Below are 19,243 nucleotides of genomic sequence, written 5' to 3'. Positions count from 1 at the left end.
TCAGGCCACCTTCTCGACGAGCGGCTGCAGCTCGGGCTGCGCCGGTGCGGGGGCGAACGCCGCCGTCGCGCGGCGGGGACGCAGGAGGGCGACGGCGCAGGCCAGGCTGACCAGGCTCACGGCCACGAAGTAGGCGGAGATGGCCAGCGTTGTGCCGAACCGGGCGTACAGCCAGGTCGCCAGGAACGGGGCGAGACCGCCGCCGAGGATGGCGCCCACCTGGTAGCCCAGCGAGGCGCCGCTGTAGCGCAGGTGCGCGGGGAACAGCTCGGCGAACACCGCCGACTGCGGGCCGACCGTGCAGCCGAGGACGAAGGCCAGGACCAGCATCGCCGCGAGCATCACCGGCACCGAGGCGGTGTCGATCAGCGGGAAGAACACCGCCGACGTCGCGAGCAGGGCGATCGCCGAGGCCACGTAGACCCGGCGCCGGCCGAGCCGGTCGGAGAGGTGAGCGGACAGGCCCATGCCCAGCATCCAGACCGGGCAGGAGGCGATCAGCAGGGTGAGCATGGTGCCCCGGCTGAAGCCGAGCTCCGTGGTCCCGTAGCTGAGGACGTAGACCATCAAGACGTAGGCGATGCCGTTGGTGGCGATGAACGTGCCGCCGGCGAGCAGCACCGTGCGCCAGCTGGTGGCGAGCACCTCCACGATCGGGATCCGGGCGATCCGGTCGTCGTCGGCGGCGGCCTGGAAGGCCGGGGTCTCCAGCACGCCGAGGCGGATCCACATCGCGACGGCGATCAGCGCGACGCTGAACAGGAACGGCAGCCGCCAGCCCCAGGCCAGGAACGCCTGCTCGCTCATCGACTGGGTGCACACCAGGAAGACGACGTTGGCCAGGATCACACCGGCGGGGACGCCCATCTGGGGCGCGGAGCCGTAGAGCCCCCGCTTGCCCGGCGGGGCGTGCTCGGTGGCCATCAGGACGGCGCCGCCCCACTCGCCGCCGACGCCGATGCCTTGGACGAAGCGCAGGGCGACCAGCAGCACCGGCGCCCACACGCCGATGCTGTCGTAGGTGGGCAGCAGCCCGATGCCGACCGTCGCGGTGCCCATCAGCACCATGGAGACGACCAGCATCGACTTGCGGCCGGTCCGGTCGCCGAAGTGGCCCATCACCACGCCGCCGATGGGCCGGGCGATGAAGCCGACGGCCAGCGTGGCGAACGCGGCGAGGGTGCCGGCGAGGTCCGAGGAGCCGGGGAAGAACTGCGGCCCGAGGACGAGCGCGGCCGCCGTCCCGTAGATGAAGAAGTCGTACCACTCGATCGCCGTGCCGACGAAGCTGCCCGCGACAGCCCGCCGCACGGTCTTCTGGTGCGGGCTCCGGTGGGGCGTGACCGTAGTCGCCATCAGGTGACCTTCCGCTCTGGAGGACGGCCGCGTCGCCGTCTCGCATCCCAGGGTGGGGGCGGTCACCTCGGCTGAAAAGCGGCCGTTTCGGACGAGCTACCTCAGCTTTTCCGGGGTAGGCCGAGGGTGCCGTCGGAGGCCATCCGGACGGCGTGGTTGATGAACGCCCGCGACGCGCGGCTGAGCAGCGAGTCCGGCGGCCAGACCACCGCGACCGGGACGTGCGGCAGCGGCGGCCGGGCGACGTCCTTGACCACCACCGGCCGGCCCTCGTACGTCACCGAGGCGCTGGGGCGCTGGAGCAGCAGCGTCCAGCCCAGACCGCGGCCGACGAAGGCGCGCGCCGTCTCGTAGGTGCGGGCGCGGTAGACCACGTGCGGGCTGAAGCCGGCGCGGGCGCAGCACGCGAAGGCGTGCGCCGAGCTGGGTGGGGCGTCCAGCAGCACCATCGGGTCGTCCCGCAGGTCGGCGAGGTCGAGCGGCCCGGGGACCTCGGCCAGGCGGTGGTCCGCGGGCAGGACGACCCGCGGGGTCAGCTCGGCGAGGGCGGCCGACCGCCAGGACGGGTCGAGGTCGATGTCGTAGACGATCGCGAGGTCGAGCTCGCCGCTGTCGAGGCCCTTGCTGAGCTGGTCCTGGTTGTTCTCGTGGACCTCCAGCCGCGCGTCCGGATGGGTGCGGGTGAAGTCGCTCAGCAGGGCCGGCAGCACGGTCGGGGCCAGCGAGGGGTAGCAGCCGAGGCGGACCAGCCCGATGACCCCGCGCTCCTCGCCCCGGGCGTCGGCCTGGAGCTCGGCGGCCTGGTGCAGCAGTGCCCTCGCCCGGGCCAGCACCGCCTCCCCGGTGGGGGTCAGGCTCACCCCCTTGGCCTTGCGGCGGCGGAGCAGCTGGGCCTGCAGGGCGCGTTCCAGCTCGGTCACCGCCGCCGACAGCGCGGACGGCGAGGCGTGCAGCTTCTCCGCGGCCGCGGAGATGGTCCCGGCCTCCGCCACGGCGACGAAGGCGGCGAGCTGGTTCATCGTGAACGGGGGAGCGCCCTCGGCCCTGGCCACCCGCCCGACGCTAGTGCCTGGTCCGCCCGTTCCCGGCCGGCCAGCGACCGAGCAGCAGCCGCAGGACGGCGATCAGCGCGACCGGTTGGCCGATTCCGACCGGTGCTGCGGTTCACGACCCGGACGGCGGCGGGGTGGCCGCGACCGGGTGGCGGCGGGGGTCGTCAGCGGGCGTGGACCTCCGCGACGACCGCCTGCTGCAGCGCGTCGCGCGCAGCGGTCAGGCCCTCGACGTACCGGGGGACGTCGTGCCGCCGGAACCGCACGCTGGGCACCGCCGTGGTGAGCGCCGCGATGACCTCGCCGGAAGGTCCGCGCACGCTCACCCCCGCCCCGTGCACGCCCCGCTCGGTCTCCTCCGCGGAGGTGCCGTAGCCGAGCCTGCGCACCGTGGCCAGATGGCGCTTGAGGGCGTTCACCGTCGTGAACCGCGCCGTGGGCCAGGGGGTGAGCCCGCCGCGGTACAGCAGCTCCACCTCCTGGTTGCCCATCTCGGCCAGGATCGCCTTGCCGCCGGCCGAGCAGTAGGCCGGCATCTCGTCACCGATCCGCATGCCGACCCGCAGGCTCCGCTGGACGTTCTCGATGCCGTCGACGAACAGGATGTGGTTCCCCTTCAGGACCATCACCTGGACGGTCTCCCCCAGCCGCTCGTGCAGGGTCTGCAGCACCGGGTAGGCCAGCTGCCGGAGGAGCCCGGCGTTGACCTCCGGCGCCTGGGGGACGAACACCGGCCCGGCCACGTACCGCCGCTGCCGGTCCTGGGCGGCGAAGCCGCGGTGCACGAGAGCGTTGAGCAGGCGGTGCGCCGTGGACGGCGCCGTGCCCAGCACCGCCGCGGCCTCCTGCACCGACAGCTGCCGCCCACCGCGCAGCAGCAGGGTGAGCTGCAGCGCACGGTCGACCGACTGCAGGGGCGCGTCGTCGCGGGGCTCCGGCATGCCCGGAGCATGACACAGCGATTCCGGGAAGAGGAATCCTGCACACTCCCGGGCGGAACCAGATCGAGCCGGCCGCCGCTCCCGGCCGGGCGGTGTCCGGGCTCCACTCCGGCCCAAGCGCGCGCCGGCACCGCACCGCCGTTCCGCATGTGGGAATGTCACTCCGGTTCATTGCCCCTTGCCTGCGCCGTCCCTACCGTCGGCCACAGGTGAACGGCGTCACACCGGCGCCCGTGCCCCGGCAGCCGCCGCGGCCGTCGATGCCCTCGACGGTGCTCCGCCCCGCGGCCAGGAGGAGAAGCGATGGACCTCGACCTCGAGGAGCTGGCAGCCGTGATCGAGCTGCTGGACAAGGCCGACTTCACGGACTTCCGCTACGAGAAGGGCGACCTCCGCATCGCGGTGCGCCGCGGCGGCCCACCGCTGGCCGACGACGCCACGCCGCGGCAGGTCGCCCCCGCCCGGTCCGCCGTCGCGTCCACCCCGGTCGTGCCGTCGCCGCAGGTCGCCCCCGCCCGGTCCGCCGTCGCGCCGACCGCGCCGGAGGACGGGACGGTGCTCATCCGGTCGGGGATGCTCGGCACCTTCTACCGGTCGCCGAAGCCGGGCGACCCGCCGTTCGTCGAGATCGGCGACAAGGTCGAGACCGACTCGGTCGTCGGCATCGTCGAGGTCATGAAGCTGATGAACTCGGTCGCCGCCGGCGTGGCCGGGGAGGTCACCGCGGTGCACGCGCAGAACGGCGACCTCGTCGAGTTCGACCAGCCCCTCATCTCGGTGCGACCGATCGCATGACCGGCCGGGTGTTCGTCGCCAACCGGGGCGAGATCGCCGTCCGGATCATCGAGGCCTGCGCTCGGCTCGGACTGGAGACCGTGCTGGGCGTCTCCACCGCCGACCGGGACACGCTGGGAGCCCGCCGGGCCGACCGGGTCGTCGTCCTCGGCGGTCCCCGCCCCGCCGACAGCTACCTGGCCCAGGAGACGGTGGTGCAGGCCGCGCTGTCGACCGGCTGCACCGCGGTCCACCCCGGCTACGGCTTCCTGTCCGAGCGACCGTCCTTCGCCCGGCTGTGCGCGGACAACGGCCTCACCTTCGTCGGCCCCGACCCGTCGGCCATGGAGGCCCTCGGCGACAAGCTGCGGGCCCGGGAGCTGGCCGAGTCGCTCGGGGTGCCGGTCTCCCCCGGTGGGACGGCGGACTCACTTGCCGAGGTAACCGCCCTCGCGCAGCGGATCGGGTACCCGGTGCTCATCAAGGCGGCGCACGGCGGTGGCGGGCGCGGCATGAAGCTGGTCGACTCCCCCGCCGAGCTCGCCGCGGCCTGGGCCGTGGCCTCCTCCGAGGCGCTGGCGGCGTTCGGCGACGGCACCGTGTTCCTCGAGCGGTACGTCCGCGACGCCAAGCACGTGGAGGTCCAGGTCCTCGGCGACGGGCACGGCCACCGGGTGCACCTGGGCGAGCGGGAGTGCTCGGTGCAGTACCGCTACCAGAAGGTGGTCGAGGAGGCGCCCTGCGTGGCGCTGCCGGACGACGCCCGCCGGCTGCTGCACGACAGCGCGCTGCGGATCGCCGACGCGCTGGACTACCGCAGCCTGGGCACGGTCGAGTTCCTCTACGACGTCGAGCGCGGGCAGCTGAGCTTCCTCGAGGTCAACCCGCGGCTGCAGGTGGAGCACCCGGTCACCGAGGCGGTGACCGGCGTCGACCTGGTCCGCGAGCAGCTGCTCGTCGCGCTCGGCGAGCCGCTGTCCTTCCGCCAGGACGACGTCCACGTCCGGGGGCACGCGATCGAGGCGCGGGTGACCGCCCAGGACCCGGCGCAGGGTCTGCGGCCCTCGCCGGGGCCGGTCAAGCGCTGGCGCCCGCCGGCCCGCGGCGGCCTGCGGTTCGACAGCCACGTCGTGGAGGACTACGCGTTCCCCCCGTTCTACGACGCGCTGATGGGCAAGCTCATCGCCTTCGGCGACGACCGGGCCCAGGCGATCGACCGGCTCGGCACCGGGCTCGCCGAGTTCGAGATCGCCGGGCTGCCGACGTCGAAGGACCTGCTCGAGCGGATCGTCCGCGAGCCCGCGTTCCTGACCGGCGAGGTCACCACCCACTGGCTCACCGATCTGCTGGAGGAGGCGGCATGAGCGACGTCCGTCTGGTCGACACCACGCTGCGCGACGGCAACCAGAGCATCTGGGGTGCCACCGGGATCACCACCCGGATGGTCGAGGGGATCGCCCCGTCGCTGGACCGGGTCGGCTACCGGGCGGTGGAGGCGGCGACCAGCACCATGCTCGCCACCGCCGTCCGGTTCCACCGGGAGGACCCGTGGGCTCGGCTGCGCGCCGCCCGCGACCGCATGCCGCACACCCGGCTCGGCTTCCTCACGACCGGGAAGCGCTTCATCACCTTCTACCGGACCCCCGAGTCGGTGTTCCGGCTGGCCTTCGAGCTGCTGGTGCGCAACGGGGTGACCCGGCTGTGGGTGATCGACCCGATGCACGACATGGCCGCCGCGAAGCGGATGGCGACGATGGCGCGGGCGGCGGGCTTCGAGGAGATCGTGGGCGGCATCTGCTACACGACCAGCCCGGTGCACACCGACGCGTACTTCGCCGACCGGATCGCCGAGCTCGACGACAGCCCGGCCATCGACAGCGTCTACCTCAAGGACCCGGCCGGGCTGCTGACCCCCGACCGCATCCGCACGCTGGTGCCGGCGCTCCGCGACCGGCTGACCACGACCCCGTTCGACGAGATCCACTCCCACTGCACCACGGGGCTGGCGCCGCTGACGGTGCTCGAGGCGGCCGACCTCGGCATGACGACGGTGCACTGCGCGCTCCCGCCGCTCGCCAACGGCAACTCCCACCCGGCCGCCGAGCGGCTGGTCGCGAACCTGCGGGCCCGGGGCCACACGGTGGACGTCGACACGACCGCGATGGCCGAGGCGTCGGCCTACCTGGACCGGCAGGCCAGGATCAAGCGCCTGCCGCGCGGCGTCCCGGCCGAGTACGACGAGGACTACTACCGGCACAACATCCCCGGGGGCGTGCTGTCCACCCTCGCCCGCCAGCTCGGCGAGCTCCGGCGTCCTGAGCTGCTGCCCGCGGTCAAGGAGGAGGCGGTGCGGGTCCGGGCGGACCTCGGCTGGCCGATCGTCGTCACGCCGTTCGCGCAGTACATCGTCACCCAGGCGACCCTCAACGTGATGGCCGGCGAGCGGTACGCGCAGGTCGCCGACGAGGTGGTGGACCTGCTCCGCGGCGACTTCGGCCCGCTCCCCGGGCCGGTCGACGCCGACCTGCTCGACCGCGCGATGTCCACCCGGCGGGCTCAGCAGCCGCTGCCGGGCGACGACGACGTGACCATCGACCAGCTGCGCGACCGCTTCGGCCGGCACCTGCCCGACGAGGAGCTGCTGCTGCGTGCGGTCATGCCGGCCGAGCAGGTGGACGCCATGGTCGCCGCGCGCGGGACGAGCACGCGGGACGTGGTCGGCCGGGTGCTGAGCATGCTCGACGAGCGTCCCGACGTGACGTCCTTCGCCGTGTCCAACGGCGGGACCCGGGTCTCCGTGGACCGGGCGGCGTCCCGATGAGCGCCGCGGACGTGCTCCTCGCGGCCCGCGGCTGGGTGTTCGACGTCGACGGCTGCCTGATGCGCACCTCCCGCGCCGGCGGCGCCGGCGGGACGGCGTACCCCGGCGCGGTGGAGCTGGTGGCCGCGCTCAAGGCCGCCGGACGGGAGGTGCTCCTCTGCACCAACGCCTCGGGGGAGCCGCCCGGGCAGTACGCCGCGCACCTGCGGCAGCTCGGGTTCGACGTCGCCGACGACGAGTTCGTCACCGCCGGCAGCGCCGCGGCCGACCACGTGCACGCCGAGCACCCGGGCGCGCGGGTGCTGGTGCTGGGCGGCGCGGGGATCACCGACCCGATGCGCCGGCTCGGCATCGAACTGCTCGACGTGGCCGCCGACGGGGACGGCGCGCGAGCCGACGTCGTCGTGGTCGGCGCGACCGACGGGTACACCGCGGCGGAGCTCGACGCCGCCTGCCAGGCGGTGGACGCCGGCGCGCCGCTCTACACGACCGTGGCCGCCCGGTGGTTCCACGGCGGCGTCGGCCGCTCCGTCTGCGTGTCCCGCGCGATGGCAGCCGCGGTCGCCTGGGTGACCGGGGTGGAGCCCGTGGTCACCGGCAAACCGTCGGCGGCCCTCGCCCACCGGCTGCGCGCCCGGTTCGGCACCGACGACGGCGCCGGGCTCGTGGTCGTCGGCGACTCCACCGCGGAGCTCGACCTCGCCCGCGCCATGGGGGCGCGCAGCCTGCTCGTGCTGAGCGGCGCCGTCCCGGAGTCGGCCGTGGCCGGCCTCCAGCCCGCTCCCGACCTGGTCTTCCCCGACGTGGGCGCCGTCCGCGACGCCCTCACCCCCTCCCTCACCCCCGCAGCAGGAGTCCCGCAATGACGCAGGATCGACCCCGGTTCCCCTACTTCTCCGAGGCCAGCACGCCGGTCGGCGCCGAGGGCTGGCAGGACATGTACCCCTACTACCTGGTGCCCTCCGAGGAGACCCGGGAGGAGGAGGACGCGCGGCTCTGGTTCGCCGACACGATGCACTGGTCGCGCGGCGCCCTGCCGTTCGACAGCATCGGCGCGGAGGCCGTGTACCTGGGCGCCGGCCAGAACAGCACCCGGATCTTCGTGCTCCCGGCCTCGCTCGGCCTCGACGTCCGGATGCAGAACGGCTACGTCTACATCTCCCCCATCCCGGTCACCGACCCCGAGGAGATCGGCCGCCGGGCAGCCCTGTTCCAGGAGCGCGCGGGCCACTACTACGCGCACTGGGACGAGCTGTACGCGGCCTGGAAGGACAAGGTCACCGCGGTCATCGACCGGATGAAGGGGATCGCGTTCCCCCCGCTGGGCGAGCTCGACCCCATCGAGGTCGTCACCGAGGGCCGCGGCCGGTCCACCTCCTGGGACGTCATCGCCAACTACCACCAGCTCATCGACGACTTCTTCCTCGTCTGGCAGTACCACTTCGAGTTCCTCAACCTGGGCTACGGCGGCTACATCGTCTTCTTCCAGTTCTGCAAGCAGGCCTTCCCCGAGATCGCCGAGCAGTCGATCGCCCGCATGGTCGCCGGCGTCGACGTGCTGGCCTTCCGGCCCGACGACGAGCTGCGCAAGCTCGCCCAGCTGTCCATCGACCTGCAGGTCGACGACGTGCTGACCCGCGGCGACGCCGCAGCGGCGGTGTTCGCCACCCTCGAGGGCTCCGAGAGCGGGCAGACCTGGCTCAAGGCCTACGACGCCGCGAAGGACCCGTGGTTCAACTACTTCGCCGAGTACGGCTTCACCCACGACCAGGCCACCTGGGTGTCCGACCCGGACATCCCGCTGTCGGGCATCGCCCGCTACGCCACCAAGCTGCGCGCCGGTGAGGACATCTCCCGCCCGGTGGAGCGGCTGCGCGCCGAGCGCGACGAGATCGTCGAGGACTACCGCAGCCTGCTGACCGAGGAGGAGGCCGCGCAGTTCGACGACCTGCTGGCCCTGGCCCGCAAGGTGTTCCCCTACATCGAGGAGCACAACATCTACGTCGAGCACTGGACCCACTCGGTGTTCTGGCAGAAGGCCTGGGAGCTGGCCGACTTCCTGCTCGCGGCGGGCTTCACCGAGCAGCGCGACGACCTGTTCCACCTCAACCGCTTCGAGCTGGACCAGGTGCTGTTCGACGTCGTCGAGTCCTGGGCCATCGGCGTGCCCGCCCGGGGGAAGCGCCGCTGGGCGGCGGAGATCCGGAAGCGCCGCGGGATCCTGGCCGCGCTGGCCACCGAGCCGGCCGCGCCGGCCTACGGTCCCGCTCCGGACCAGGTCACCGACCCGTTCGCGATCATGAACTACGGGGTCACCACCGAGCGCATCCAGGCCTGGCTGGGCCGGGGCACCACGTCGGCCGACGCGATCAGCGGCATCCCCGGCTCCCCCGGCGTCATCGAGGGGCCGGTGCGGGTGCTGCGTTCGGAGAAGGACCTCGCCGACCTGCAGCCCGGCGAGGTCCTCGTCTGCGCGATCACCGCGCCGTCCTGGGCGTCGGCCTTCTCGGTCGCCGCCGGGGTGGTCACCGACATCGGCGGGATGATGAGCCACGCCGCGATCGTGTGCCGGGAGTACGGCCTGCCCGCCGTGGTCGGCACCGGGTACGCGACGACGTCCCTGCAGACCGGTCAGCGCGTCCGGGTCGACGGCGACTCCGGCGTCGTGACCCTCCTCGGGACCGAGGTGGCCTGATGTACACGACCCTGTTCGACGAGCAGCTCTGCCAGGACGTCGGCGCGGTCGGCGGCAAGGCCCTCGGCCTCGCCGAGATGACCACCGCCGGGCTGCCGGTGGCCCCCGGCTTCGCGGTCTGCACGGCCGCCTACCGCACCTACCTCCAGGAGTCCGGGCTGCGGGCGGCGATCGAGACGGCGCTCGCCGGCGCCTCGTCCGGCTCCCCCGGGTCGGTGGCGGCCGCCGAGCGCACCATCGCCGAGGCCCTGACCTCGGCGCAGGTGCCCGCCGACGTCGCAGCCGAGGTGACCGGCGGGTACGAGGCGCTGTGCGCCCAGGTCGGCGTCCCCGACCTGAGCGTCGCGGTCCGGTCCAGCGCGACAGCGGAGGACTCCGCGGGGGCCAGCTTCGCCGGCGAGTTCGAGACCTACGTCGACGTCAGCGGCGCCGCCGAGGTGCTGGCGCACGTGCGCCGCTGCTGGGACAGCGTGTTCACCGGCCGGGCGTTGGCCTACGCCCTGGACAAGGGCATCTCGCCGCTGGACATCGAGATGGCCGTCGTGGTCCAGAAGACGGTCCGCGCCCGGGCGGCCGGGGTGATGTTCACCCTCAGCCCGGTGACCGGCGACCGGTCGCGGATCGTGCTGGAGGCCAGCTGGGGGCTGGGACTGTCCGTGGTCGGCGGCGAGGTGACCCCCGACCGCTACACCGTGGACAAGGTCCGCCTGACCGTGTGCGAGCGCGTGCCCGGCGACAAGCGGATCGAGTACCGCCGCGGCGACGCACCGGTCAGCGTCCCGGAGGACCGCTGGTCGCAGCTGTGCCTGTCCGACGAGCAGGTGCTGGCGCTGGCGCGGCTGGGCAAGTCGCTGGAGCGGCTGCAGCGGTGCCCCCAGGACATCGAGTTCGCCGTGGACGAGGACCTCCCCGCGGGCGCCGACGTCGTCCTGCTGCAGTGCCGCCCGGAGACCATCTGGTCGGCGAAGGCGCGGAAGCCCGCCTTCGACCCCTCCGCCGGCCTGCTGTCGATGGTGGCGGCCAGCGTCAGCGGCGCGGACACCCACCACACGGCTCCGACGAAGAGCGGGCACTCCCGTGGCTGACCAGTGCTTCGACCCCGAGATCGAGACCCGCCCCTGGCCCGAGCTGCTCACCTGGCAGCGGGACCGGTTGCCGGGCCAGCTGAGCCGGCTGGCGGAGACCGTGCCGTTGTTCCAGGAGCGGCTGGCCGGCCTCGACATCGGCCAGGCCGGCTCGCCCGGGGCCTGGTCCGCGGTGCCGTTCACCACCAAGGACGACCTGCGGGCCGCGCAGGCCGACGCCGGCCCGGAGCAGCCGCTGGGCGCGCTGCAGGCCGTCCCGATGGCCGACGTCGTCCAGGTGCTCGCGTCCTCCGGCACGACCGGGACGCCGGTGTTCTTCGGTCTCACCGAGCCCGACCGGCAGGCCTGGCTGCACAGCATCGCCACGATGTTCTTCACCGCCGGCGTCCGGCCCACCAGCCGGGTGGCGTTGACCACCGGCATGCCGCTGGTGGCGGGCGGGCTGCCCTACGCCGACGCGGTCCGGCACATCGGGGCCACCCTGGTGTGGGTGGGCGGCCAGACCCCGGCGCGGACGGCGACGATCCTCGACCGGCTCGGGGTGGACACGTTCATCGGTACCGCGTCCTACGCCACCTTCGCCGCCGCGCGGTTCGGCGAGGCGCTCGGCCGGCCCGCGGCGGGGACGGCGATGCGCACGATCATCGCCGGCGGCGAGCCGGGCCTCGGCGAGGCGACCATCCGCGACCAGCTGGCCCGGGAGTGGGGAGCCGCCCGGATCAGCGAGATCATGGGGCTCGGCGACGTCATGCCGGGGCTCTGGGCCGAGTGCCCCGAGGGCGGTGGCATGCACTTCACCGGCGGGCGGCACGTCTTCGTCGAGCTCATCGACCCGGCCGACGGCTCCAGCGTGCCGTGGGAGGACGACGCCCACGGCGAGGCGGTCTACACGCCCTTCACCCGGCAGGCCACGCCCGTCGTGCGGTTCCGGTCGCGGGACCACCTGCGCGTGCAGTCCAGGCGCTGCCCGTGCGGCCGCACCTCGCCGCGGATCCGCTGCGTGGGCCGCACCGACGACATGCTGATCTACAAGGCGATGAACGTGTTCCCCAGCGCGATCCGGGAGGTCGTGCTCGACGAGTACGCCGCCCACGTGGCCGGGCCGATGCGCATCCGCAAGCAGTCGGCCACCCAGGTCCGGTTCGACGACCCGCTGCCCCTCGAGGTAGAGCTGGCCCGGCCGCCGTCCGACGCGGGGGCACTGCGGCAGCGGATCGAGGAGTCGATCCGCGAGCGGCTGCGGGTCCGGGTCGCCGTCGAGCTGCTCGACCGCGGGTCCATCCCGGTCGGCGAGTACAAGAACGCGCTCACCTACGTCCGCGAGGAGACCGGTCGCCCATGACCGATGCGCCCGGGATCGACCTGACCTCGATCGCCGCCATCGACGTGCACGTGCACGTCGAGCAGGACCTGCACGGCCACCTGTCCATGGACGACGAGCTGCTCGTCGCCGCCGCGAAGTACTTCAAGGGCGAGCCGCACCACCCGACGGTGCCGGAGATCGCCGAGCACTACCGCGGGCTGGACATGGCCGCCGTCGTCTTCACCGTCGACACCGAGCTGGCCACCGGGCACCCGACGCTGTCCAACGAGGAGATCGCCGACGCCGCGGCGCGGCACCCGGACGTGCTGATCCCGTTCGCGTCGATCGACCCGGCCCGCGGGGCGGCCGGCATCCGGTCCGCCCGGCGGCTGGTCGAGTCGCACGGTGTGCGCGGGTTCAAGTTCCACCCGTCGCTGCAGGCGTTCGAGCCCAACGACCGGCGGCACTACCCGCTGTGGGCGGAGCTGGAGAGCCTCGGTGTGCCGGCGCTGTTCCACACCGGCCAGACCGGCATCGGCTCGGGGCTGCCGGGCGGCCGCGGGATCAAGCTGCGGTACTCCGACCCCATGCTGCTCGACGACGTCGCCGCCGACTTCCCGGGGCTGACGATCATCATGGCCCACCCCTCGGTGCCCTGGCAGGACGCCGCGATCGCCGTCGCCCAGCACAAGGCCAACGTGTACATCGACCTGTCCGGCTGGTCGCCGAAGTACTTCCCGCCGCAGCTCGTCCGCGCGGCCAACAGGCAGCTGCGGAGCCAGGTGCTGTTCGGCTCGGACTTCCCGCTGCTGTCGCCCGAGCGCTGGCTCGAGGACTTCGCCCAGCTGGACATCAGGGACGAGGTGCGACCGCTGATCATGAAGGACAACGCCGTGCGCGCCCTCGGGCTGGGCTGAGGAGGTCCTTCAGCAGGCGGCGGTGTCCTCGGCGATGGCGGCGGCGGCCGCGGTCAGCGCCGCGCCCCACCCCGGCAGGGCGTCGCGGGAGAACCGGACGCTCGGCATCGCGACCGAGAGGGCGGCCGGGGGCACGCCCGCGCCCGGGGGGACGGCGACGCCGACGGCGGTCAGGCCGGCCTCGGTGGCCTGGTCGTTCACCGCGAATCCCCGGCGGCGCACGGTGCGCAGCTCGCGCTGCAGGCGGGCGGCCTCCGCGTCGTCGACGGTGCCGACGGCGGCCGTCAGCTCGTCGGCGGGCAACGCGGCCAGCAGCGCCTTGCCGCCGGAGCTGAGCCGGGCCGGCAGCGTGCGCCCGGTGCGGTCGCCGACCCGCAGCACGTGCCCGCACTCGACGGTGGCGACGAACCGGACGTCGGTCCCGGCCAGCACCATGAGGTTCACCGTCTCCCCCAGCCGGTCGACCAGGCCGTGCAGGTGCGGGAGCGCGATCTCCCGCAGCCGGGCGACGGTCGCGCGGGGCACCCCGGGGCCCTGCATCAGCCTCCCCGGCCCGTACCGCCGGTCCGGCAGCTGCTCGGCGAAGTCCCGGTAGACCAGCATCCCCAGCAGGCGGTGCGCCGTGGACCCGGAGACGCCCAGCCGGTCGGCCGCGTCGGTGACCCGCAGCGGTCCCTCCTGCTGCAGCAGGGTGGCCAGCAGCAGGGCGGCATCGACCGAGGCGATCGCGTAGGGCGGCTTGTTCTTCACAGCAGAAAAGCCTATCCCGTCGAGCAGAAAGCAGTCACCGTCGAAGGTGCACGCTCGACGACGAGAGAGGCCTTCCCCGATGCAGTTCCACCTCGACGGCTACCAGACCGGTGACCCGACCATCGCGCCGGCGCACCCGTCGGTGGCGGACCGGCCGGCGGGCCTGCCCGAGGAGGTCGACGTCCTCATCGTGGGCTGCGGCCCGGCGGGGCTGCTGCTCGCCGCCCAGCTGGCCCAGTTCCCGGAGATCCGGACCGCGATCGTCGACCGCCGGGACGGCCCGCTGGAGATCGGCCAGGCCGACGGCGTCGCCTGCCGGACCGTGGAGGTGTTCGAGACCTTCGGGCTGGCCGACCAGCTGCTCGCCGAGGCGTACTGGGTCAACGAGGTCGCCTTCTGGCGCCCCGACCCGGCCGACCGCGGCAGGATCGTGCGGACCGGCCGGGTCGAGGACACCGAGGAGGGCCTGTCGGAGTTCCCGCACGTCATCGTCAACCAGGCGCGGATGCTCGCCTACCTCCGCGACTCGATGGAGCGGTCCCCCAGCCGGCTGCGACCGCACTACGGCCTGCACGTCACCGACGTCCGGGTGGACCCCAGCGGCGCGGCCGACCACCCGGTGACGGTCACCCTGGAGCACCTGGCCGGCTTCCAGCCCACCGGGGCCACGTCCACCGTCCGGGCGAGGTACGTCATCGGCTGCGACGGCTCCCGCAGCAGCACCCGCACCGCCATCGGGCGGGAGCTGACCGGGGACGCGATGAACCAGTCCTGGGGCGTGATGGACGTGCTGGCCACCACCGACTTCCCCGACATCCGGCTCAAGTGCGCGATCCACTCGGCGAACCAGGGCAACCTCCTCATCATCCCGCGCGAGGGCGGCCACCTGGTCCGGCTCTACATCGAGCTGGACGCGGTGAACGACAAGGACATGCTCGACAACCGGAGCGTCACCCCGGAGAAGTTGACCGCGGTCGCCAACCGGGTGCTGCACCCGTACTCGATCGACGTGAAGGACGTCGGCTGGTGGTCGGTCTACGAGATCGGCCAGCGGCTGACCGACAAGTTCGACGACGTCCCCGCCGAGGAGACCGGCACCCGCCACCCCCGCGTCTTCATCGCCGGCGACGCCTGCCACACGCACAGCGCCAAGGCCGGCCAGGGGATGAACGTGTCGATGGCCGACGCCTGGAACCTCGGCTGGAAGCTGGCCACGGTCCTGGGCGGGACGGCCCGGACGCAGCTGCTGGACACCTACTCCGCCGAGCGGCAGGTGGTCGCCCAGGAGCTGATCGACTTCGACCGCGAGTTCGCCCGGATGTTCAGCGCACCGCCCCGGGAATCGGACGACGACGACGCGCCCGGCGTCGACCCCGAGGAGTTCCAGCGCTACTTCATCCAGCAGGGTCGCTTCACCGCCGGCGTCGCGACCCGGTACACCCCGTCGATGATCACCGGCCCGGCGACGCACCAGCACCTCGCGGAGGGGTTCCCGGTCGGGATGCGCTTCCACTCGGCGCCGGTGATCCGGCTGGCCGACGCCAAGCCGATGCAGCTCGGCCACGTCGCCCGGGCCGACGGGGCGTGGCGGCTGTACGTCTTCGCCGACCGGGCCGACCCCGCCGGCCCGGACTCCCGGGCCCGGGAGCTGTGCGACTTCCTGGCCTGGGAGAAGTCCCCGCTGGCGCGGTCCACCCCCGCCGGCGCCGCGCCCGACGCGGTGATCGACGTCCGGGCGGTCTTCCAGCAGGAGCACCGTGAGCTGGCCGTCGACGCGCTGCCGTCGGTGCTGCTGCCCAGGAAGGGCCGGTTGGGCCTGGTGGACTTCGAGAAGGCGTTCTGCCCGGACCCGCGGTCGGGCGACCTCTTCGACCTGCGCGGCATCGACCGGGACCAGGGATGCCTGGTCGTCGTCCGCCCGGACCAGCACGTCGCGCACGTGCTGCCGCTCGACGCGCACGACGAGCTCGGCGAGTTCCTCTCCGGCGTCCTGCTGGACGCCCGGTAGCTCCGCGAGCTGCATCCTGCGGGGGTGATCGGAGAGCAGCAGCTCGCCGACCTCGCCCACCGGCTGACCGCCGTCGGCGGGGTGGTCGGCGTGGTCCTCGGCGGCAGCCGGGCCCGCGGCACCCACACGGCGACGTCCGACGTGGACCTGGGCCGCTACTACCGGCACCCGCTCGACGTCGCCGGCCCGGGTGCGTGGGGACCGTGGGTGGACGGCGGCGCCTGGCTGCACGTCGAGGGCACGGCGGTCGACTGGATGTACCGGGACGTCGACCGCGTGGGCAGCTGCTGGCGGGACGCCCAGGCGGGGCGCTTCGCATTCCACGCCCAGGTGGGACACCCGCTGGGCTGGCCGGACTTCGCCTACGCCGGCGAGATCGCGCGGGGCCGGGTGCTGGCCGACCCCTCCGGCGAGCTCGGCGAGCTGCACGAGGCCGCCGGCCGCTTCCCACCCGCGCTGCGGGAGACGGTGACGACCCGGACCCTCTGGGAGGCGTCGTTCACCGTCGACATCGCCCGCAAGGCGCTCCCCCGGCAGGACACCGCCTACGTCGCCGGCTGCCTGTTCCGGGCCATCGGACTGTGCTGCCACGCCCTGCACGCCCGGGCGGGACGGTGGCTGATCAACGAGAAGGGGGCCGTCGCGGCGGCCCTGCTCGACGGCGCGCCACCGGGCTTCGCCGACCGGGCCTCCGGCATCCTCGGCGACCTTGGCACGACGAGCGAGCGCCTGGCCAGGGCGCTGGACCTCGCCGTCGACCTCGTCGCCGAGACCGCGCGGAGCGGGTGAGCACCGGTCGGCGCCGGCCGGGCTCCCCGTCCCCGGTGCCGCAGGCCGCCGGCACCGTCCCCTCGACGGACGGAACCCGCGACGCACCTGGACCATGGCGGGGGGCCGTGCTCCTAGGCTGCGATGATCATCAGCGACGACCCTGCTCCCGAGATCCTCGGCGAGCCCTCCCCAGCCACCCGGACGTGGGTCGGCGTCGCAGGGCTCGCCGTCCTGCTGCTCGTCGCCGTCGTCTCGGTGCTGGCCCTCTTGCCCGCGGCCCCGCGCGAGGCCGGCGCGCCCCCCGGGGAGTTCAGCGCCGCCCGCGCCCTGGATCAGCTCGGGGAGGTGGCCACCGCGCCGCGACCGGTGGGGTCCGCCGAGCACGCCCGCGTGCGCGGGCACCTCCTCGCCGTCCTCGGCGATCTGGGCTGGCGCACCGAGGTGCACGAGGGCGTCGGTGTCACCGACTTCGGCGAGGCCGGGACGGTACCGGTGGCGGTCGTGCGGAACGTCGTGGCGACCCTGCCGGGCACGGACCACACCGGCACGGTGCTGCTCGCCGCCCACTACGACACCGTGGCCGGGTCACCGGGCGCCGGCGACGACGGCCTGGGGATGGGCGTCCTGCTGGAGGTGGCCCGGGCCCTGACCGCTGCTGACGCGCCGCGCAACGACGTCGTGCTGCTGTTCACCGACGCAGAGGAGGCCGGCCTGCTGGGGGCCGAGGCCTTCGCCCGGGACCGCTCCTCCGCCCTCGGGCCCACCGTGGTGCTCAACCACGAGGCCCGCGGAGCGCGCGGCGCTCCGATGACCTTCCGGACGACCTCCCCCAACGGTCCGCTGCTCGAGGCCCTGGCGCGGGCGCCCGGGGCGCAGGCGGAGTCCCTCTCCGAGGCGGTCTTCGAGGCGCTGCCCAACGGCTCGGACTTCACGCACTTCGCCGCGGCGGGGATGCACGTGCTGGACACCGCGATCGCCGCCGGAGGGGCGCACTACCACTCCCCCGTCGACGACCTCGAGCACCTGAGCGCGGCGTCGCTGCAGCAGATGGGCGAGGACAGCCTGGCGGTGACCGGCCAGTTCGCCGCCGCGGACCTGACCGCGGTCACCGACGGCGACGAGCAGATCGTGACCACCCTGCCGTGGGGGCTGCTCCGCTACCCCCAGGACCTCGAGGTGCCGCTCGCCCTCGCTCCCCTCGTCCTCGCCGCCGCGCTCGTCGCGCTGCGCCGCCGACGGCGGGCACTGCCCCTCCCGCGCACCGCCCTGGGTGGCGTGGTGGCCGTGCTGGCGCTCGCCGCGGCCGGCCTCGCCGGGTGGGGCGTGTGGCAGGCGGCGCTCGCGGTCGATCCCGGGCAGGCCTCGGCGGTGGTCGGGGAGCCCTACCACCCGGTGCCGTACCAGGTGGCGGTGCTGCTGGCCGCGGCCGGCGCGGTGCTGGCCGTCGTCGGGCTGGCGCGCCGGCGCCTGGGAGTCGACGCCCTGGCCGTCGGGGCCATCGCCGTCCTCGCGCTCGCCGGGACCGTCGTCGGCCTCACGCTCCCCGGCGTCTCCGGGGTGCTGGTGCTGCCGGTCCTCTGCGCCGTTGCCGGTGCCGTCACCGCCGACCTGCTGCCGCGGCGGTGGGCGGGCGCGCGCGTGGCGGTCGTGCTCTGCGCGTCAGCGGCCGTCACCCTGCTGCTGGGACCGGGCGCCTGGCTCGGCTTCGACATCGGCCTGTCGCTGGGCGGACCGTCCAGCGCGGTGCTCGTCGGGCTGCTCGTGCTGCTGGTGCTCCCCGTGGTCGATCTCGCCTGGCCGGCGCCGACCGCGACCGGGCGCCGGGGCGCCGGACGCGCGGCCGCGGTGCCGGTGGTCGCGCTCGCCCTCGCCGTGGTCCTCACCGGCGCGGGCCTGGTCACCAACCGCGAGGGCGCGACGCCCCCGCGGCAGGAGCAGGTCTCCTACAGCCTCGACGCCGACATCGGCCAGGCACTGTGGACCTCCTGGCGGCGCCCGCCCAGCGCGTGGAGCGCCTCGCTGCTCACGGAGCCCCCGGCGCCGGCCGACGACCTCCCCCACGCGGACAGCGAGGTCCTGGCGCGGGGGCCCGCGCCGGTGATCGACCTGCCCCCGCCGGAGGTCACCGTCATCTCCGACGGCCCGGGCCGGGATGGCCGGCGCGAGCTCGTGCTGCGGCTCTCCTCGCCCCGCGGCGCGCCTGCCGTGGGCCTGTGGGTGGACACCGGCACAGCCGCCGTGCACGAGGTCAGCGTCGCCGGGCAACGGCTGCCGACGAACGGACCGTGGGGACGCTGGGACTTCGGCTTCACCCTCGAGGGGACGCCTCCGGAGGGGACGGAGGTGCGCCTCCTCCTGGAGCAGCGCGCGGAGGCGGTCGCACTGCACGTCGGTGACCGCAGCGATTCCCTGTCCGTTCCGGGCGCCACCCCGCCGCGCGAGCGGCTGCTCGTGGTGCCGGAGCTGTGGGTCACCCGGGGGCTGACGCTCTGACGGGGCCCGGAGCGACGTCCTGTCCCCGCACCGGCACGTTCGGGCGAGGACTTCCGAGGAAGGCGCAGCAGGCTCATCTCGAGACGATGCCGTGACGGTCACGGTCAGCAGCGGGGATGGTCCTGGTTGCCGGCCGACCTCGCCTACTCGCCCTTCTTCTCGTCCGTGATGGTCCCGGTGCACAGCCACGGCGTGTGAGAGCCTGGTGCACCAGCCCGGCGGCAGCGCGGCGGAAGTCGCCCAGGTCCTGCCTGTAGCCCGGCCAGCGGCGACATGC

15 protein-coding genes are annotated in these 19,243 nt (G+C 74.0%); 11 read left to right on the top strand and 4 right to left on the bottom strand.

What is annotated here, in order from left to right:
- The 3 genes from HL189_RS12390 to HL189_RS12380 all read right to left on the bottom strand — a co-directional run bounded on the left by HL189_RS12390 (position 1) and on the right by HL189_RS12380 (position 3,349).
- A complete protein-coding gene (locus HL189_RS12390) occupies positions 1–1,356 on the bottom strand; it encodes an MFS transporter (RefSeq protein WP_369134004.1) in 1,356 nt (451 codons plus the stop codon).
- Between the two features lie 101 nt (positions 1,357–1,457).
- Positions 1,458–2,408, bottom strand: coding sequence for a LysR family transcriptional regulator (locus HL189_RS12385; protein ID WP_369134003.1), 951 nt, complete (start codon positions 2,406–2,408; stop codon positions 1,458–1,460).
- 164 nt (positions 2,409–2,572) lie between these two features.
- Positions 2,573–3,349, bottom strand: a complete 777-nt coding sequence (locus HL189_RS12380) for an IclR family transcriptional regulator (protein ID WP_369134002.1) — start codon at positions 3,347–3,349, stop codon at positions 2,573–2,575.
- A gap of 303 nt (positions 3,350–3,652) precedes the next feature.
- Here HL189_RS12380 and accB point away from each other — a divergent pair, with 303 nt between their 5' ends.
- The 8 genes from accB to HL189_RS12340 are packed head-to-tail and all read left to right on the top strand — an operon-like array spanning position 3,653 to position 12,944.
- A complete protein-coding gene (gene accB / locus HL189_RS12375) occupies positions 3,653–4,144 on the top strand; it encodes an acetyl-CoA carboxylase biotin carboxyl carrier protein (RefSeq protein ID WP_369134001.1) in 492 nt (163 codons plus the stop codon).
- Complete coding sequence (locus HL189_RS12370) at positions 4,141–5,487, top strand: acetyl/propionyl/methylcrotonyl-CoA carboxylase subunit alpha (RefSeq protein WP_369134000.1); 1,347 nt, start codon at positions 4,141–4,143, stop codon at positions 5,485–5,487. The genes accB and HL189_RS12370 overlap by 4 nt, the downstream gene beginning before the upstream one ends.
- Entirely contained in the window at positions 5,484–6,944 is a 1,461-nt protein-coding gene (locus tag HL189_RS12365) for a biotin carboxyl carrier protein (protein ID WP_369133999.1), read from the top strand. The genes HL189_RS12370 and HL189_RS12365 overlap by 4 nt, the downstream gene beginning before the upstream one ends.
- Positions 6,941–7,810: an HAD-IIA family hydrolase gene (locus tag HL189_RS12360; protein ID WP_369133998.1), complete on the top strand. Its 870-nt coding sequence runs from the start codon at positions 6,941–6,943 to the stop codon at positions 7,808–7,810. Before HL189_RS12365 ends, HL189_RS12360 begins: the two co-directional genes overlap by 4 nt.
- Complete coding sequence (locus HL189_RS12355) at positions 7,807–9,639, top strand: PEP-utilizing enzyme (protein WP_369133997.1); 1,833 nt, start codon at positions 7,807–7,809, stop codon at positions 9,637–9,639. The genes HL189_RS12360 and HL189_RS12355 overlap by 4 nt, the downstream gene beginning before the upstream one ends.
- Positions 9,639–10,724, top strand: coding sequence for a PEP/pyruvate-binding domain-containing protein (locus HL189_RS12350; protein ID WP_369133996.1), 1,086 nt, complete (start codon positions 9,639–9,641; stop codon positions 10,722–10,724). Before HL189_RS12355 ends, HL189_RS12350 begins: the two co-directional genes overlap by 1 nt.
- Positions 10,717–12,066 carry a phenylacetate--CoA ligase family protein gene (locus HL189_RS12345; RefSeq protein ID WP_369133995.1) on the top strand — a complete coding sequence of 450 codons (1,350 nt, stop codon included), beginning with the start codon at positions 10,717–10,719 and terminating at the stop codon, positions 12,064–12,066. The genes HL189_RS12350 and HL189_RS12345 overlap by 8 nt, the downstream gene beginning before the upstream one ends.
- A 14-nt stretch (positions 12,067–12,080) precedes the next feature.
- Entirely contained in the window at positions 12,081–12,944 is an 864-nt protein-coding gene (locus tag HL189_RS12340; protein WP_369134097.1) for an amidohydrolase family protein, read from the top strand.
- 9 nt (positions 12,945–12,953) lie between these two features.
- Here the strand turns inward: HL189_RS12340 and HL189_RS12335 are convergent, their stop codons facing one another.
- Positions 12,954–13,694, bottom strand: coding sequence for an IclR family transcriptional regulator (locus tag HL189_RS12335; RefSeq protein WP_369133994.1), 741 nt, complete (start codon positions 13,692–13,694; stop codon positions 12,954–12,956).
- Positions 13,695–13,773: 79 nt separating this feature from the next.
- On the opposite strand from HL189_RS12335, the gene HL189_RS12330 reads away from it, so the two are divergent.
- From HL189_RS12330 to HL189_RS12320, 3 genes are all read left to right on the top strand, one after another.
- Positions 13,774–15,702, top strand: coding sequence for an FAD-binding monooxygenase (locus HL189_RS12330; RefSeq protein ID WP_369133993.1), 1,929 nt, complete (start codon positions 13,774–13,776; stop codon positions 15,700–15,702).
- Positions 15,703–15,726: 24 nt separating this feature from the next.
- Positions 15,727–16,491, top strand: coding sequence for a nucleotidyltransferase domain-containing protein (locus HL189_RS12325; protein ID WP_369133992.1), 765 nt, complete (start codon positions 15,727–15,729; stop codon positions 16,489–16,491).
- Positions 16,492–16,614: 123 nt separating this feature from the next.
- Positions 16,615–18,966, top strand: coding sequence for a M28 family peptidase (locus HL189_RS12320; protein WP_369133991.1), 2,352 nt, complete (start codon positions 16,615–16,617; stop codon positions 18,964–18,966).
- The last annotated feature ends 277 nt before the right edge of the window (positions 18,967–19,243 follow it).

Origin of the sequence: Modestobacter sp. I12A-02662 (genome assembly GCF_041028325.1) — a bacterium.
Taxonomy (GTDB): Bacteria; Actinomycetota; Actinomycetes; order Mycobacteriales; family Geodermatophilaceae; genus Modestobacter.
The sequence above is the reverse complement of the archived record's forward strand: the minus strand, read 5'-3'. Positions and strand labels throughout refer to the sequence as shown.

Excerpts from the sequence above, each read along its gene's own strand:
- HL189_RS12390 (WP_369134004.1), bottom strand. The coding sequence starts at position 1,356 with ATGGCGACTACGGTCACGCCCCACCGGAGCCCGCACCAGAAGACCGTG.
- HL189_RS12380 (WP_369134002.1), bottom strand. The coding sequence starts at position 3,349 with ATGCCGGAGCCCCGCGACGACGCGCCCCTGCAGTCGGTCGACCGTGCG.
- accB (WP_369134001.1), top strand. The coding sequence starts at position 3,653 with ATGGACCTCGACCTCGAGGAGCTGGCAGCCGTGATCGAGCTGCTGGAC.
- HL189_RS12370 (WP_369134000.1), top strand. The coding sequence starts at position 4,141 with ATGACCGGCCGGGTGTTCGTCGCCAACCGGGGCGAGATCGCCGTCCGG.
- HL189_RS12365 (WP_369133999.1), top strand. The coding sequence starts at position 5,484 with ATGAGCGACGTCCGTCTGGTCGACACCACGCTGCGCGACGGCAACCAG.
- HL189_RS12360 (WP_369133998.1), top strand. The coding sequence starts at position 6,941 with ATGAGCGCCGCGGACGTGCTCCTCGCGGCCCGCGGCTGGGTGTTCGAC.
- HL189_RS12355 (WP_369133997.1), top strand. The coding sequence starts at position 7,807 with ATGACGCAGGATCGACCCCGGTTCCCCTACTTCTCCGAGGCCAGCACG.
- HL189_RS12350 (WP_369133996.1), top strand. The coding sequence starts at position 9,639 with ATGTACACGACCCTGTTCGACGAGCAGCTCTGCCAGGACGTCGGCGCG.
- HL189_RS12330 (WP_369133993.1), top strand. The coding sequence starts at position 13,774 with ATGCAGTTCCACCTCGACGGCTACCAGACCGGTGACCCGACCATCGCG.
- HL189_RS12320 (WP_369133991.1), top strand. The coding sequence starts at position 16,615 with ATGATCATCAGCGACGACCCTGCTCCCGAGATCCTCGGCGAGCCCTCC.